Source organism: Flavobacterium resistens (assembly GCF_900182645.1).
GTDB classification, from domain to species: domain Bacteria; phylum Bacteroidota; class Bacteroidia; order Flavobacteriales; family Flavobacteriaceae; genus Flavobacterium; species Flavobacterium resistens.
In genome coordinates, this window is record NZ_FXTA01000003.1 from 298,771 (window position 1) to 314,687 (window position 15,917).

The window sequence follows — 15,917 nt, forward strand, 5'->3', positions numbered from 1 at the left end:
GATATTAATGAGATGAAAACAGAAAACAACAAATTTGCAAAAGCCGAAATGCTAATAAGAAAACCAGTTTCTGAAGTTTTTCAGGCTTTTGTAGATCCAGAAATCACGCGTAAATTTTGGTTTACAAAAGGATCCGGGAAATTAGAAGAAAACCAAAAAACGGAATGGACTTGGGAGATGTATGGTTTTTCGCTTTCAGTTACGACATTGGTTTTACAGGAAAATAAAAAGATTGTCATTGAATGGGGAAATCCTGATGAAGTCACTTTAGTCGAATGGATTTTTAGTCCGCTGAATGAAAATGAGACTTTTGTGAGTATAACAAATTCAGGCTTAAAAGGAGATTCAGATAAAATAATTGATCAGGTTCGTAACTCAACTGAAGGTTTTACTTTAGTTTTAGCCGGTGCAAAAGCGTATTTGGAACATAAATTACAACTGAATTTAGTTTTAGACCGATTCCCGAAAGGATTGGCTTAAAAAGAGTTTCAAGTTTTTTTTAGTTTCAGGTTTAATGTTCCGCTCGAAACTTGAAACCTGAAACTTGAAACAAAAAAACAATAAAGTTATGGAAGTTAAAAAGCCTGAAAACATTGACGAATACATCGGAGGATTTCCAAATGATGTTCAGGAGATTTTGGAAAAAGTAAGAATAACGATTCAGAAAGCGGCGCCTGATGCGAAGGAAAAAATTAGTTATTCAATGCCAGCTTTTGAACAAAACGGAATTGTAGTTTATTTTGCTGCTTTTAAAAATCATATCGGACTTTATGCTTTGCCAAGTGGACATGAAGAATTTGCAGCCGAACTTTCAAAATACAAATCGGGAAAAGGTTCTGTTCAATTTCCCTTAAAAGATAAAATGCCATATGATTTAATCACTAAAATTGTAAAATTTCGAGTGAAAGAAAATCTTGAGAAAACGAAAAAGAAATAATTTTATCCTCAGCTATGTTTCTAATATTCGGTTAAATATTAAAAACCGAATCAAATTTTTATCTATGAAAAAACTACACTTTTTCTTTTTTGCCTTTTCATTATTTTCAAGCCATTTTATTATCGCTCAAAATGAAACTACAATAGAAAAAGAAATTCTGGAATTGCATAAACCAACAAAAGTAGTTCACGATTCTATTTCAAAATTAATGAAAGAAGTAGATTTAAAAATCGAAACTGAAAAAGATTCACTCAAACGAAACCAGCTTACATTGCGTCTAGATACATTATGGAATGCATTGGATCAAAATGGTATTAATGAATTAAAACTTGATTTCGATTTTGCCCGAAAACATCCTAATTCACCAAAAGCGCTACATTTAATTAGAATTTCGGTAGGTCGTTTTGTCGGAATGAATTTTTATGACACTTTCGTAGATATTTTCCAAAATTTTACTCCTGAAATTAAAAATTCAGATGAAGGAAAAGAAATGACCGAGAAATTGAAGTATTTTAAACAAAGTAAAGTGGGAAGCAATGCTCCAAGTTTTAGCTTAAAAGATATCGACAACAAAACTATTTCTCTCAGTGATTACAAAGGAAAAAAATACATATTAATTGATTTTTGGGCTAGTTGGTGTGCTCCTTGCAGAGAAGAATTGCCATACGTGAAAGAATTATATAAGAAGTACAAACAGCAAGGTTTAGAAATTATTAGTATTACCAAAGATGAAAAATCAGATCTTTGGAAAAATGCCATTGCAAAAGAAAAAATTGAATCCTGGAAACATATTTCTATTTTAGAAAACCAAAGTACAATCGACAAAGATTATTTCGTCAATGGCATTCCGCATAAAGTTTTGATTGATAGAAATGGAATGATTATTGGCAAATGGAAAGGCAGCGGAGAAAACAACAAACAAAATTTACAACAGCTTTTAAAATCAATTTTTGAAGCGGAATAATTTTTAAAATGAATTTAACCGAACATTACAACCAACTCTATAAAACCTCTTCTGAAGCGATTTCAGCAGGAAAATATTCGATTGATACAGAAATTAAAAACGAAGCTGATTCCCGTTTTGGAATAACGCTATTAATTCGACCAAGTGAAGAAATAAAAACGAGTATACAGTTTTTCATAGATGAATTAAAAAAAGCCGAACCTGAGCAATATTATTATCCTGATTCTGATATTCATATTACGGTTATGTCGATTATTTCCTGTTCAGAGGAATTTCAATTAAATCAGATTGCGCCAAATGATTATATTCAATTAATCTGCAAAAGCATGGTTGATGCTGATAAAATTAAAATTCATTTTAAAGGTATTACAGCCTCACCTTCTGCACTAATGATTCAAGGTTTTCCAACAGATGAGACTTTAGATAATTTCAGAAATAAACTTCGAGAAAATTTCAAAAACTCCAATTTACAGCAAAGTATCGACAGCCGATATACGATTTCGACAGCACATGCAACGGTTATGCGTTTTCAGGAACCGCTTCATGATCCTAAGAAATTAATCGAAATCGCCGATAAATTTCGTGATTATGATTTTGGAGAATTTGATGTAAACAACTTAGAATTGGTTTATAATGACTGGTATCAACGTAAAAGTACTACGCGTGTTTTGGGGAATTTTGGTTTGAGATAATAGTTTTATTTAAGTATTTAATCATCTTTACTTCTTTCGACAAATTTATCTAAAAAACCATTTTGTTTTAAAAAATCGAAACCCAAATCTAATGTAATTTCGATTCCATTTTTTGCTTTAAGATTATAAAATCTACCGTCAGTAAAAATCGTTTTATAACCATCATTTGACCAGTATTCTATTTTATACTTTTTAACATTCTCTTTTTGAACCTGTTTACTATTTAAAAGCAATTTTTTAAGATAAAAACTTTCCGATTTAGTTAAACTCAAGACTTGATTTTCTTTATAAAAACTAATTCTCTGAAAGTCTAATAAATAATTTTTGTCTTTAATTTTATGCAATTTAACTCTATCATGTAAAAATCTCAAAAGGAATATACGCCCATTGAAACTCTGTTGGCGCTTCCTGTCCGTAATCCTCAATTGTTTTTATAATTTTGTTATTCTTAATAAATGTAACCGAAATAGTTTCATCATCAGTGTGAGAAGCTATATATTCATTTTTCAAATTAAACCAGTCGGCATTTTGAAAATCTTTCTCAATTTTATAATAATTTTCATTGGAGGTTTTTGCGACAAAGAAACCAACTTCGTTACTATAAAAACTTCCATTGTAGAAAACATTCCCATTACTATCTATTTCTAAATCGCTTACTGGACAATTTCCATAACATCCGGATGAAGAAACAATAACTTTATCAAATTTCTCTATTTCATTAACTTTCTGGTGAATTCTGATAAATTTGTTATGACTATTATCGTCACTAAGTATATCTAAAGTATCATTCTTTAACTTTGCAATTTTATATGAATACCATTTTTCATCAGATTCATCATATAATTTTAAACTATCGTTCTAAATTTTAAATTTCGAAGTTGTACCCAAATAAACACTTTTTTGTGTATTTTTTTCTTTCTTAAAGAATCCTAATTTGTATTCATAAACTCCGTTTTCCTTAAATTCATAACCAACTAATAAATTATTTCTTAAAGGTGGAGGTGGAGGCGGTATTGATCGAGTAGTATCTAATACAGGTTTTTTAACCAAAATTTTCCATTCACCAAGAATTAATTTTTCGTAATTATTTTCAGGCTGGTTATTGCAAGAAATTAATATTATACAAAACAATAAAATACAGGAGAATTTCATCATACAATTATGGTCTAAATATTTTTAAATGTCCCAAAATGCCATAAAACTCCAGATGGATCATGAAGAAAACATTCACTTCCCCAATCTAAATGACGTGTTGGAGTTAACTTGACGTCATATTTTTCGGTTAAATTAAGTGCTAAAAGTTCATTATAATATCTTTCTGCGTCGTCAACTTCGAGAAAAATCATAGTGTTTTCAATCCAACTTTTATCGTAGTAATCTTGAAGATAAAAAGCAAATTCTCCGCTTTTAAAAACAGAAAAATTAGATTCTAAAACACCTTCTTCAAATCCTAAATCTCGATAAAAACTTCTCGATATTTCGAAGTCTTTAGCTCCGATAAAAGGTCTGATTGATTTGATATTGTGATTCATTTTATTGATGTTTTTTTATCCTTTTTTCAAAATGCTTCCTAAACCTCTACCAATCTGTTCAATCGCTTCAAGACCTTTTGTTAAAGGCGTTGCGGTAAAATCTTCATAGGCATCCATAGCACTTTCTTTTCGGTCATCCTGCGGATAAACCAAAATGATATTATTGTCTCCAAAGGACTTCTCAAATTTCTGCGGAAGTCTTTCAAAAATAGATTGATAGGAAACGGAACCTTTTCTCGATAAATTAAAAACAATTAAATCAGTTGACTTCATTTCATCTGAAATCGATTCAAAATTATCCCATTCAATAACGCTTTTAAATCCGAATTTTGCGTTTAATCTTAAGTTATTTGCAATTCCTTGAATGGCTTGATGCGTTTTGTAATCGGCGTAAATCACGATCGGAATGCTTAATTCCTGAGATAATCTACAGATTTTTTGAAGTAAAAGATGAAAACCAATTCCTCTTTCAGAAAATGGAGGACAAACAAAAACAAGTCTTTTTTCTTCTATAAAGTTAGTTGGAAATCGGCAGATGAATAAACTTTTGTCTACATTATTGATAATCGAATCAACATTCTCTCCAAAAATTTTATCTAAAAATCCTGTCTTTTTAGGCCAGCCAATGATCACGATATCCGACATGATTTCTTTAGAAGTTCTTGCAATTCCACTCGCCGGATTATGATCAATTCTGGCAATTGTATTTATTTTTACTTCCGAAGCTGAACCTTGAATAACAAATTTATCAACCGCTTTTCGGTACTTTAAAATATTTTTTTCGGCCTGATCATTATTCGGAACAATCGTTAATAATGTAACCGGATTTGGTGATTTTTTATCTTTAATCAAAAGTGCAAAATCCAATAAACTTGCCGTCGCCGAAGTTTTTGCAAGCGGAATTAAAATATGTTCATCTAAAATTTGATCATGGCTGGCATCTTCATGCGAAATTTCTTCTTCACAAATAGCGATTTTTTTTGCCGCTTTTTCCGTAGCAAAAGAAGCCACAATACAAGTAATCAAAATCAGAATAATAGTTCCGTTTAAAATATTTTCATCCAGAATTTTAGCTTTAAAACCAACTAAAATTACGGCCAAAGTTGCTGCGGCATGTGCACTGCTCAATCCGAAAATTAATTGTCTTTCGGTTTTGGTATATCTAAAAACAATCTGTGTAAAAAAGGCTGCCGTCCATTTTCCAAAAATTGCTACAACACTCAATGTTGCTGCAACAATTAATGCTGTTGGTCCACTTAAAATTACACTTACATCAACAAGCATTCCAACAGAAATCAGGAAAAACGGAATAAATAATGAATTTCCAATAAATTCTATTCGGTTCATCAAAGCAGACGAATGCGGAATCAAAGGGTTTAATGCCAAACCGGCAACGAAAGCGCCAATAATAGGCTCTACTCCTGCTACTTCGGCTAAGAAAGCCGCAAAGAAAACAACTGAAAGTACAAAAATATAATGTGCATGTTTTTCACTTTCCAATTTCTTAAAAAACCATTTGGCTATTCTCGGAATCACTAAAAACATAATCGCTGAGAAAATCGCTAATGAAACAGTCAATTTTATCCAAAAAGCCTGATTCAAACTCCCCTGACTGCTTCCCATAATAACAGCCAGAATAATCAAAACTGCAGTATCTGTTAAAATAGTTCCTCCGACGGTAATTGCAACTGCTTGATTTTTAGCAATTCCTAATTTACTCACAATTGGATATGCCACCAAAGTATGCGTTGCAAACATACTCGCTGTTAAAAAACTAGCATTGAACCCATATTGAAGCAAATAATAACATACAGGAAAACCGATGGAAAGCGGAATTATAAAGGTGAAAAATCCGAATAATAAGCTTTTGTTTCTATTGGCTTTGAATTCATTCATGTCCAGCTCTAAACCTGCAATAAACATGATATATAAAAGTCCGATCGTTGAAAATAAATTTACAGCCGAGTTCTTTTCCAAAAGATGAAGACCATGAGGCCCAATAATAACTCCCGAAATAATAAGTCCGATAATTCCCGGGATATTGATTTTTTTTAATAAAATCGGCGAAAGCAGGATTATGAAAAGTATTAAAGAAAAAATCAATACTGGATTAGTGAGCGGTAATTCGAATTCGTGTATGAAATGCCTGAAAAATTCTATCATATTGTAATTTTATGCTTTGTGGTATTGTAATCGCAAAAAGACATTTTCAGAATTCAAAAAAATTCTTTGAAGTAATTTTTAATTATACCAAACAATTTAAGCTGTTTTAGTGTAAGGCTCTTTACAAAAATACCGAAAAAACGCTAACTTTCTACGCAAACTGCATATTAAACAATTAAATTTATTTTGTTGTCAAATTATTAATATTTAATACCTTTTTTAACAAAAATGCAACATTAACAATCAAAAGCGAATCATCATTGCATTATTCAATTATCTTTGTAATAACAAAATTGAAACAATGGAAGAATGTATCTCTGTTTTTGATATGCTTAAAATTGGTGTTGGACCTTCATCCTCACATACTTTGGGTCCTTGGAGGGCTGCAGAACGTTTTTTAGAAGAGCTAAAAAACGAATCTATTTTAGATCAGATCAAGCGCGTGAAAGTCGATTTATATGGCTCACTTTCCTTAACTGGAAAAGGGCACGCTACAGATTTGGCCGTAATGTTGGGCTTGAGCGGGCAAGATCCTGAATACATTCCGGTTGATAATATTGCCGGAATTATTAAAACGATCGAAAACAAAAATGAAATCGTTTTGGCAAATCAATATACAATCCCATTTTACTTTCTTCAGGATATTGTTTTCAATAAAGACTTTCTTCCTTTCCATGCTAATGGTTTGAAATTTACTGCTTATAAAAATGATGATTCAGAATATGAATCGACTTTTTATTCAATTGGTGGTGGTTTTGTTGTCAAAGAAGAACGAGAAAATGCCAAAATAAAAGAAGTAATAAAATGTGCTTTTCCTTTTCCGATTCAAAATGCCGTCGAGCTTTTGAATTACACCGTTTCAGAAAACAAATCAATTTCTGAAATTGTTTATGAAAATGAAAAATCAATGCGTTCTGAAGATGAAATTCATTCCGAATTAATGCGTATTTGGAATACAATGCTAGAATGCATGTACATTGGTTGTCATTCTGAAGGAATTCTTCCTGGCGGACTTCATGTACGAAGAAGAGCTTTTGATATGCATCAAAATTTAATTGGTTTATCCAATTATACAAATCCACAATCTTGGTTGGAAGAAATCAGAAAAACTGAGGTTAAATTTCGCCAGATTTTAAAATGGGTAAGCTGTTTTGCATTGGCAGTTAACGAAGTAAATGCTTCTTTAGGACGCGTTGTTACTGCACCAACAAACGGAAGTGCGGGCGTAATTCCTGCTGTTTTAATGTATTATATGGTAATCGAAAATCATAATGCGGGCGAAAAAGAAATCAAACAATTCTTGATGGTTGCCGGAGAAATTGGAAGTATCTTCAAAAAAGGTTCTACTATTTCTGCTGCAATGGGAGGCTGCCAGGCTGAAATTGGCGTTTCATCATCAATGGCAGCGGCGGCGCTTTGCGAATTAATGGGCGGTACTCCTGCTCAGGTTTTAATGGCAGCTGAAATTGCAATGGAACATCATTTAGGTTTAACCTGCGATCCAATTGGTGGTTTGGTTCAGATTCCCTGTATCGAAAGAAATACAATGGGTGCGATAAAAGCTATAAATGCTGCCGAATTAGCTCTTGAAACCGATTCAAAAAATGCAAAAGTGCCATTAGACAAAGTAATCGATACCATGTGGCAGACTGCTAAAGACATGAATTCCAAGTACAAAGAAACCTCGGAAGGTGGATTGGCAATTGCCGTAAATATGGCTGATTGTTAGAATATATTACTTAATTTTGCAAACTAAAAATCACTTTTTAAAAGTATAAATTGCTTTTAAAATCATTAAAAAAACTAAAACTTACTCATAATGTCAGTTGCTAAAAAAGATTATAAAAGAATCACTACCAAATCATTAATTGAAATGAAAAGCAATGGAGAAAAAATCTCTATGCTTACCGCGTACGATTATACAATGGCCAAAATTGTCGATACTGCTGGTGTTGATGTGATTTTAGTGGGTGATTCTGCTTCAAACGTAATGGCGGGTCACGAAACAACTTTGCCAATTACTTTAGATCAGATGATTTATCATGCTTCATCTGTAGTTCGCGCTGTCGAAAGAGCTTTAGTTGTAGTTGATTTACCTTTTGGAAGCTATCAGTCTGATCCAAAAGAAGCTTTGCGTTCTTCTATCAGAATCATGAAAGAAAGTGGCGGACATGCAGTAAAATTAGAAGGCGGAAAAGAAATCAAGGAATCAATCAAAAAAATATTAAACGCCGGAATTCCTGTTATGGGACATTTGGGTTTAACACCTCAGTCTATCTATAAATTTGGGACTTATAGTGTTCGTGCAAAAGAAGATCAAGAAGCTGAAAAATTAATTGAAGACGCTAAACTTCTTGAAAAAATTGGTTGTTTTGCTGTAGTTTTAGAAAAAATACCTGCTGATCTTGCTAAAAAAGTAGCTGAAAGCATTTCGATTCCTGTTATCGGAATTGGTGCCGGAGGAGGTGTTGATGGACAAGTTTTGGTGATTCATGATATGTTAGGAATGAACAATGAATTTAGTCCGCGTTTCTTGCGCCGTTACTTAAATTTATACGAATTAATGACAAAAGCAATCGGTCAATATGCTACTGATGTGAAGTCGAAAGATTTTCCTAACGCTAGTGAACAATATTAATTTTAAGGTTCTAAGTTGCTAAGATTCTAAGGAACTAAGTTTTTAGGCACAAAGATTCAAAGAACATTAAAAAATATAAAATTCAAATTCAATTGCCTCCAGCTTTAGCTGGAGGTTCATTTTTAAGGCTACTTGAAGGCTTTAACCTAACTTTCTCAATCTAAATTTCAACTTAAAATGAAAATTATTTCAGATAAAAACAATCTCCAAATCTTGCACGAAGACAATCACATTATTGTGGTCAACAAGCGTGTGGGCGATATTGTGCAGGGAGATAAAACAGGAGACAAACCTTTATCTGATGTTGTGAAAGAATACATTAAAGCCAAATATAATAAACCAGGTGATGTTTTTTTGGGCGTAATTCACCGTTTGGATCGACCTACAACCGGAATTGTAGTTTTTGCGAGAACTAGTAAAGCTTTATCTAGAATGAACGAACTTTTTAGTAATCGTGAAACTAAAAAAACATATTGGGCGGTTGTAAAAAACAAACCATTGGAAGCTACTGCCAAATTAGTTCACTATTTAAAACGAAACGAAAAAAACAACACTTCAAAAGCGCATTTAAAAGAAGTTCCCGACAGCAAACTCGCAAGTCTGGACTACAAAATCATCAAAGAGCTTCAAAATTATACAGCTTTAGAAATTAATCTTCATACTGGACGTCATCATCAAATTAGAGCGCAGTTGTCCGCAATTGGTTCTCCAATAAAAGGAGATTTAAAATACGGCGCTGATCGCAGCAATCCTGATGGCGGAATTCATCTTCACGCGAGAAAGCTGGTTTTTGTTCATCCCGTTTCTAAAGAAAACATCACAATTATAGCGCCAGTTCCAGACGATACAATTTGGAATGCCGTTTGATTTTTTATGATATAATTGTTAATTTTTTAATTATTATCGATTAACTTGCATAGTCAAAGAAAACAAGCTAATCATAAAATGGACTACAAAAACGACATCGGATACAGAAAAGAAACGCTGAAAAAATTGTTGTATAACATTCAAAAAAGCGAAGATTTAATTGTAAAAGCTTTGTACGATGATTTTAAAAAGCCAGAATTTGAAGCTGTTTTAACGGAAACAAATTATGTTATTTCGGAATTAAAAGACACCATCAAAAACATTAATTCCTGGGCTAAACCCAAAAACATTTTTCCGTCACTTCTTAATTTCCCTTCCACTGATTATATTTACAAAGAACCTTACGGAAAAGTTTTAGTAATTGCACCCTGGAATTATCCGTTTCAATTAGCGCTTTGTCCCTTAATTGCTGCCGTTGCAGCCGGAAACAGAGTCGTTTTAAAACCATCAGAACTTACACCGCACACTTCAGCTATAATCGCTAAAATCATTTCTAAAACATTTCATGTCAAACATGTAGAAGTTGTTGAAGGCGGTATCGAAGTTTCAAATAAATTACTAGCAAAACGCTGGGATTATATATTTTTCACAGGAAGTGTTTCGGTCGGAAAAATTGTTGCTAAAGCAGCGGCCGAGAATCTAACACCGGTTACTTTAGAATTAGGAGGCAAAAATCCGTGTATTATTGACGAAACTGCTAATTTAAAACTAGCTGCAAAACGAATCGTCTGGGGAAAATTTATGAATGCCGGACAAACTTGCATTGCACCTGATTATATTTTGATTCAGAAAAATATGAAAGTTAATTTCATCACTTTTTTAATTGATGAAATATTAAAAGCATATGGCAAAAAAATAGACAAATCTCCCGATTTCGCACGCATCATTAATACAAAAAACTGGTTACGCCTCGACAGTATGATTGAACGCGAAAAAGTAATTTTTGGAGGAGAAACTGATGCTGAAAGATTATACATCTCACCTACTTTAATAGAAGAACCAGCATTAGATAGTCCTGTAATGGGAGAAGAAATCTTTGGTCCTATCCTGCCTATTCTTGTTTATGAAAACGAAGCTGATATTGAAAATGTGGTAAATCAATATGAAAAACCTTTAGCATTTTATGTTTTTAGTGAAAACAAAAGTTTTGCTAAAAAACTAATTACAACATATTCATTCGGGGGAGGATGTATCAACGATACAGTTGTTCATTTTTCGAATAAAAGACTTCCTTTTGGAGGAGTTGGACATAGTGGTATCGGTGCTTATCACGGACAGCTCAGCTTTGATATTTTCTCACATCATAAAGCTATCGTAAAAAAGGCCAACTGGCTCGATCTACCAATGCGATATGCTCCTTATAAAGATAAATTAACTTCCCTTAAACGACTATTAGACTGGCTTTAAGCAAATAAAAAATGTCTTCGTTAATTTTATAGATTATAATATGTAATTGATTAAAAATACTATATTTACGTTTCAATAATCAACGTAAATTCTAAAAGTACAAACAATTCCATAATAAAAATGAAATCTACTCTTGCCCAAATCGAAAACATAAAAAATAATGGCTATTCATTGGATTTTTCTAACGTTTTTGACCATGCTTTCGAAAATTATAAAAAAATTGCACTTTACTCTGCTCTGATCATATTTTTGGTTTTCGTTATCTTCGGAGTTGGTGCGATGGTGACAATAGGTGCTATTTATGGCCTTGAACATGCACCTAAGATCATAGAGGAAAGCATGAAACCTTCAAAATTGACTTTAGAAAGCGCTTTAATCTCAACAGTTGGAGTATCACTTATAACAGCTTTATTTGCGCCTTTTGCTGCAGGATTTTTTAAAATGGCCGATGCTGCAGACAAAGACAGCGAGTTTAAAGTTTCAGGAATGTTTCATTATTACAAAGCTCCCTATTTTATACAGTTATTTGTTGCGACTTTAATTATAAGTGTTGTTAATAACATCATTGCAAATAGTCTTGAAAGTACAGGCTACATATTTTTAGGCGCGGGAATCTCTATTTTCATTAACTATTTCATGTATTTTACAGTTCCATTAATTGTATTTGGAAACCTAAAAGCTATTGATGCTATTAAAGGAAGTATTACCTTAGTTACAAAAAATCCGTTATTAATTTTCGGCTTATTCATTCTAGGGATGATTGGCTCTATAGTTGGGGTAGTTGCCTGCGGAGTAGGATTGTTTTTTACAGTTGTTTTTAATACATCTCTAATTTACGCTACTTATTGTGGGATTTTCACCATGGAACAAGAAGAGGATTCAATTGACACAATTGGTCAATCGGATTTATAACAAAACGTCTTTCTAATTAAAACAGAGTCTGGCCAACTCTTTTAGAAATTCATAAAATGCTATTGATTAAACCGTACATTCCCAAATCATATGGTAGAAAACTACAGTTTTTATAGTACATTGTTTTCAGGAATTGCCTGCATTGGCAATTCTTTGAAATCAACTATAACAAATTGGTTTGTTTTTAGCTCCGATGTCATTTTCTACAACAATCCTAAACTCATTATTCTAGGACTTTCCCTCTTTGGCTTTTTGGGTATTTTGGTGTACCAGTTTTTCAGAATTAAAAAGAAAATTGGTTATTTTATTCAGAAGAAAAAAGAAAACGAAACAATTACCAAAGAATACCAGCTTTATATTCTGTTTTTTGGTATCGCTGTTATTGTAATCGAGATTATTAATGAAATTTTTAAAATAAGACCCGTAAGTCTTCTGATTATAAACCTTATTATAGGTTCCAGCGTTTTAGTAATCTATTTTCTTACGGACAAAATAAAATATCTCCGCGATAGAATTCAGACTATATTTATTGTTTCTTTCTTTTTCTACATTTCATATGTAGCGCGCAATATTATTTATCTTGAAGGTGATGTTTTGCCAATAATTACTTTTCTGATTTCTTTTTTCTTTTCTTATAGCGTTCTAAGACCCATAAAAATATATTGGCTTTTTGTTGCAATTACCTTTATTTTCCTGCTTACCACTGTTGCTTTTCAATTAATCCCCATAAAATCTTCAGTCCTTTTAATCGATTTTACGATCGTCATTTTTATCATAAATCAGGTAAAATTTGCCGTTTTGCAAAACAACAAAGACAATTACAGGTTTACGAATGAAATTGTACACAAAGGAAATTCGCTTACCATTGCAACAAATGATAATGGCGAATTATTATTCTGTAGTGAAACAATTACTTCGATTTTAGGTTATCATCCAGACGAAGTGATGGCGCTTGAATTTTGGAAACTTACCGAAGATTCCGAATTCAGCAGAGACAATTATTATAAAAATTATATTGACAACAAACTGTATATCCGAAAATTAAAAAGTAAAAACGGGGAATACAAATACATTCAATGGAAAGATAAAAAGTTTTCAGAAGACTTGATTATTAGTATTGGTCAGGATGTTACAGAGCAAATTATAGTTCAGGATCAATATAAAAACCTAATACAAACTGCCACCGATATTATTTTTGAAATAAGCATTGAAGGTCATTTTACCTTTATAAATGAGTTTGGTTATTCCATTTTAGGATATACTGAAAATGAAGTGCTTTTACAGCATTATTCAAATTTTATTCATGAAGATTATATTGGGAATGCAGTTGATTTTTATGAAAATCTGGAAAAAAATGAACTGAATTATCCAACAATCGAAATTCCGATTTTAAAGAAAAACGGTGAGGAATTATGGATTTCCCAAAAAGTAATCGTTCGCAAAAACGACTTGGGAATTACTACCGGTTTTGCAGGAATCGCAAGAGATATAACCGAATTAAAAAATGTTGAAAACGAGAAAAAGAGACGTTTAGAAAAAATCGAATCTTATAACAACTCAACCAAAAAGCTTTCGACAACAAATTTTAGCGATTACGATAATATGCAAACTGTGATTGATTATATCATCAAAGAAGGAGCAATTGTATCAAAAGCGAATCGCGTAAGTTTCTGGAAATTTTCAAATGATGTCATTACATGCAAGAATTTATTTAGCCGGGACAATCAATCCTTGAGCGATAAAAATGTTCTCGATAAAGAATCGTATCCAATTTATTTTGAAACGCTAAAAAACAAAGCCATAATCAACGCGCCTGACGTTTTTGATAAATTAGAAACATCTGAATTTCAAAAAATTTATTTTACAAAAAACAAAATCAAGTCAATGCTTGATGTTCCTATTTTCTTAAACGGACAATTGGCCGGAGTTGCCTGTTTTGAAAGTACAGGAGAAAAAAGAGAATGGGACAATGAAGATATTAACTACGCAAGAACGATAGCCGATGTTATTTCACTTGCTATTTCTTCGCAAATGAGACTTAAAGCCGAGAAAAAACTGGAACTAAAAACCGATTTGCTTTCGGCAATGGCGCTTTGTACAGAAAAGTTTCTGTCAAGCAAAGGACCTCAGAAAATGTTTCAGGAAACCTATGATATTATCGGAAAAGCTTCAAAAGCAGATCATATTTTTTACTATGAAAAAGATTTTGAAACCAATACAATTAGTCAGAAATACAAATGGTCAAGAGAAGGAGTTGCTCATCAAATAACAGAGCTTCAAAAATTTACTGACGAAAATTTGAAGGAAATTATTTTTCATTCGCAAAGCAAAAGAGTTTTAAGCACACTGACAAAAAATCTTGACGATACGTTTTTTAAAAACTTGCTTGTTACAAATGATATCAAATCAATTTTGATTCTTCCTTTATTTTCAAATAATGTTTTCTCTGGTTTTATCGGTTTTGACGATTGCACAAAAGAAAGAAAATGGACAGATGATGAAATTTACATCTATCAGACATTAGCTAATAATATATCATCTGCTTTAGACCGACATAGAAATCAGGCAAAGATTAAAGAAAGTGAAGATGCCATTAAAGCAAAAGAACTTGCCGAAGCTGCAAATAAATCAAAATCTGATTTCTTAGCCAATATGTCACATGAAATCAGAACTCCATTGAATGGAATCATCGGATTTACACACTTATTGATGAAAACAAATCTTGAAGAAATTCAGGAAAAATACATGACAACCATTAATCAGTCGGCGCATTCGTTGCTCGAAATTATTAATGACATTCTTGATTTCTCAAAAATTGAAGCAGGAAAACTCGAACTTTATATTGATTTATATGATCTTCAAAAAATACTCGGACAAATATTTGACTTGATTATATATGAATCAAATCAAAAAAATCTTTTGCTTGAACTAAATGTCGACCCAAATGTGCCTAAATACATCTGGACGGACATTGTACGTTTAAAACAAATTTTGATCAATCTTTTATCAAATGCCATCAAATTTACTAATGAAGGTTCTATAAAATTGAATGTTTCTGTACTGGATAAAAAATGTGACGACTTTCATGTTATTCGTTTTTCAGTTATTGATACCGGAATTGGAATATTAGAAAAAAATCAGAAGAAAATTTTCAAAGCTTTTTCACAAGAAGACAGTTCAACAACCCGAAAATTTGGAGGAACCGGTTTAGGTTTGACGATCTCAAATCAGTTATTGGCTTTAATGGAAAGTCGTCTTCAGCTTAAAAGCAAAATTGACGTAGGAAGCACTTTTTATTTTGATCTGAGTCTTAAAACCAGCCAAAACACGGTAAGCGAAAAACTAAAAGCGCTTTCAAACGGAGTTGAACCTGAATATGCATTGAGCTATAATTCGAATATGGAAAAAATAAATATTCTGATTGTAGAAGACAATAAAGTAAATATGCTTCTTTTGAAAACCATTGTCAAAAACCTCAACATGAATTCGATTATTTTTGAATGTGAAAATGGCTATGAAGCCGTAAAACAAATCGAAAATATAAACCCCGATCTTGTGTTTATGGACATACAAATGCCAATCATGAACGGTTACGAAGCTACAAAAGCCATAAGGGTTACAGAAATTGGCAAAAACATCCCTATTATCGCGGTAACGGCTGGAGCAGAAAAAGAAGAAAAGAACAAATGTATTGCGGCTGGAATGAACGATTATATCTCAAAACCTATTATTAGAGGTACTGTAGAAGAAGCATTGCGAAAATGGTTAAAATAGTTCAAAACTAATTGATTCAGATTGTAAAAAT

The 15,917-nt window shown here is 32.2% G+C and carries 15 protein-coding genes; 10 read left to right on the top strand and 5 right to left on the bottom strand.

Going from position 1 to position 15,917, the window contains the following annotated elements; genetic code table 11:
* The first annotated feature begins 12 nt into the window (after positions 1–12).
* The 4 genes from FN795_RS12705 (at position 13) to FN795_RS12720 (ending at position 2,593) form a co-directional block, all read left to right on the top strand.
* Entirely contained in the window at positions 13–480 is a 468-nt protein-coding gene (locus FN795_RS12705) for an SRPBCC family protein (protein WP_142450943.1), read from the top strand.
* A gap of 88 nt (positions 481–568) precedes the next feature.
* On the top strand, positions 569–937 hold the full coding sequence (locus tag FN795_RS12710; RefSeq protein WP_142450944.1) for an iron chaperone: 369 nt from the start codon (positions 569–571) through the stop codon (positions 935–937).
* A gap of 64 nt (positions 938–1,001) precedes the next feature.
* The gene (locus tag FN795_RS12715; protein WP_142450945.1) at positions 1,002–1,901 is read left to right on the top strand and encodes a TlpA family protein disulfide reductase; all 900 of its coding nucleotides are present in this window, start codon (positions 1,002–1,004) and stop codon (positions 1,899–1,901) included.
* An 8-nt stretch (positions 1,902–1,909) separates the two neighbouring features.
* The gene (locus tag FN795_RS12720; RefSeq protein ID WP_142450946.1) at positions 1,910–2,593 is read left to right on the top strand and encodes a 2'-5' RNA ligase family protein; all 684 of its coding nucleotides are present in this window, start codon (positions 1,910–1,912) and stop codon (positions 2,591–2,593) included.
* A gap of 17 nt (positions 2,594–2,610) precedes the next feature.
* Here FN795_RS12720 and FN795_RS12725 read toward each other — a convergent pair whose 3' ends face one another.
* The 5 genes from FN795_RS12725 to FN795_RS12740 form a co-directional block, all read right to left on the bottom strand.
* Entirely contained in the window at positions 2,611–2,826 is a 216-nt protein-coding gene (locus tag FN795_RS12725) for a discoidin domain-containing protein (RefSeq protein WP_142450947.1), read from the bottom strand.
* A 121-nt stretch (positions 2,827–2,947) separates the two neighbouring features.
* Positions 2,948–3,397, bottom strand: a complete 450-nt coding sequence (locus tag FN795_RS21625) for a DUF6438 domain-containing protein (RefSeq protein WP_317131765.1) — start codon at positions 3,395–3,397, stop codon at positions 2,948–2,950.
* Positions 3,398–3,451: 54 nt separating this feature from the next.
* Positions 3,452–3,748: a hypothetical protein gene (locus tag FN795_RS12730; RefSeq protein ID WP_142450948.1), complete on the bottom strand. Its 297-nt coding sequence runs from the start codon at positions 3,746–3,748 to the stop codon at positions 3,452–3,454.
* Positions 3,749–3,759: 11 nt separating this feature from the next.
* Entirely contained in the window at positions 3,760–4,125 is a 366-nt protein-coding gene (locus FN795_RS12735; RefSeq protein WP_142450949.1) for a VOC family protein, read from the bottom strand.
* A 15-nt stretch (positions 4,126–4,140) separates the two neighbouring features.
* The gene (locus FN795_RS12740; protein WP_142450950.1) at positions 4,141–6,288 is read right to left on the bottom strand and encodes a cation:proton antiporter; all 2,148 of its coding nucleotides are present in this window, start codon (positions 6,286–6,288) and stop codon (positions 4,141–4,143) included.
* Between the two features lie 301 nt (positions 6,289–6,589).
* Between FN795_RS12740 and FN795_RS12745 the strand changes: the two genes are divergently transcribed.
* The 6 genes from FN795_RS12745 (at position 6,590) to FN795_RS12770 (ending at position 15,886) form a co-directional block, all read left to right on the top strand.
* Positions 6,590–8,017 carry an L-serine ammonia-lyase gene (locus FN795_RS12745; protein WP_142450951.1) on the top strand — a complete coding sequence of 476 codons (1,428 nt, stop codon included), beginning with the start codon at positions 6,590–6,592 and terminating at the stop codon, positions 8,015–8,017.
* A gap of 90 nt (positions 8,018–8,107) precedes the next feature.
* Positions 8,108–8,926, top strand: a complete 819-nt coding sequence (panB, locus tag FN795_RS12750; protein ID WP_142450952.1) for a 3-methyl-2-oxobutanoate hydroxymethyltransferase — start codon at positions 8,108–8,110, stop codon at positions 8,924–8,926.
* A 177-nt stretch (positions 8,927–9,103) separates the two neighbouring features.
* Positions 9,104–9,793, top strand: a complete 690-nt coding sequence (locus FN795_RS12755; RefSeq protein ID WP_142450953.1) for an RluA family pseudouridine synthase — start codon at positions 9,104–9,106, stop codon at positions 9,791–9,793.
* A 78-nt stretch (positions 9,794–9,871) separates the two neighbouring features.
* Positions 9,872–11,200, top strand: coding sequence for an aldehyde dehydrogenase (locus tag FN795_RS12760; RefSeq protein WP_142450954.1), 1,329 nt, complete (start codon positions 9,872–9,874; stop codon positions 11,198–11,200).
* Between the two features lie 120 nt (positions 11,201–11,320).
* Entirely contained in the window at positions 11,321–12,112 is a 792-nt protein-coding gene (locus tag FN795_RS12765) for a hypothetical protein (protein ID WP_142450955.1), read from the top strand.
* Between the two features lie 90 nt (positions 12,113–12,202).
* Entirely contained in the window at positions 12,203–15,886 is a 3,684-nt protein-coding gene (locus FN795_RS12770; protein ID WP_142450956.1) for a response regulator, read from the top strand.
* Positions 15,887–15,917 lie beyond the last annotated feature (31 nt).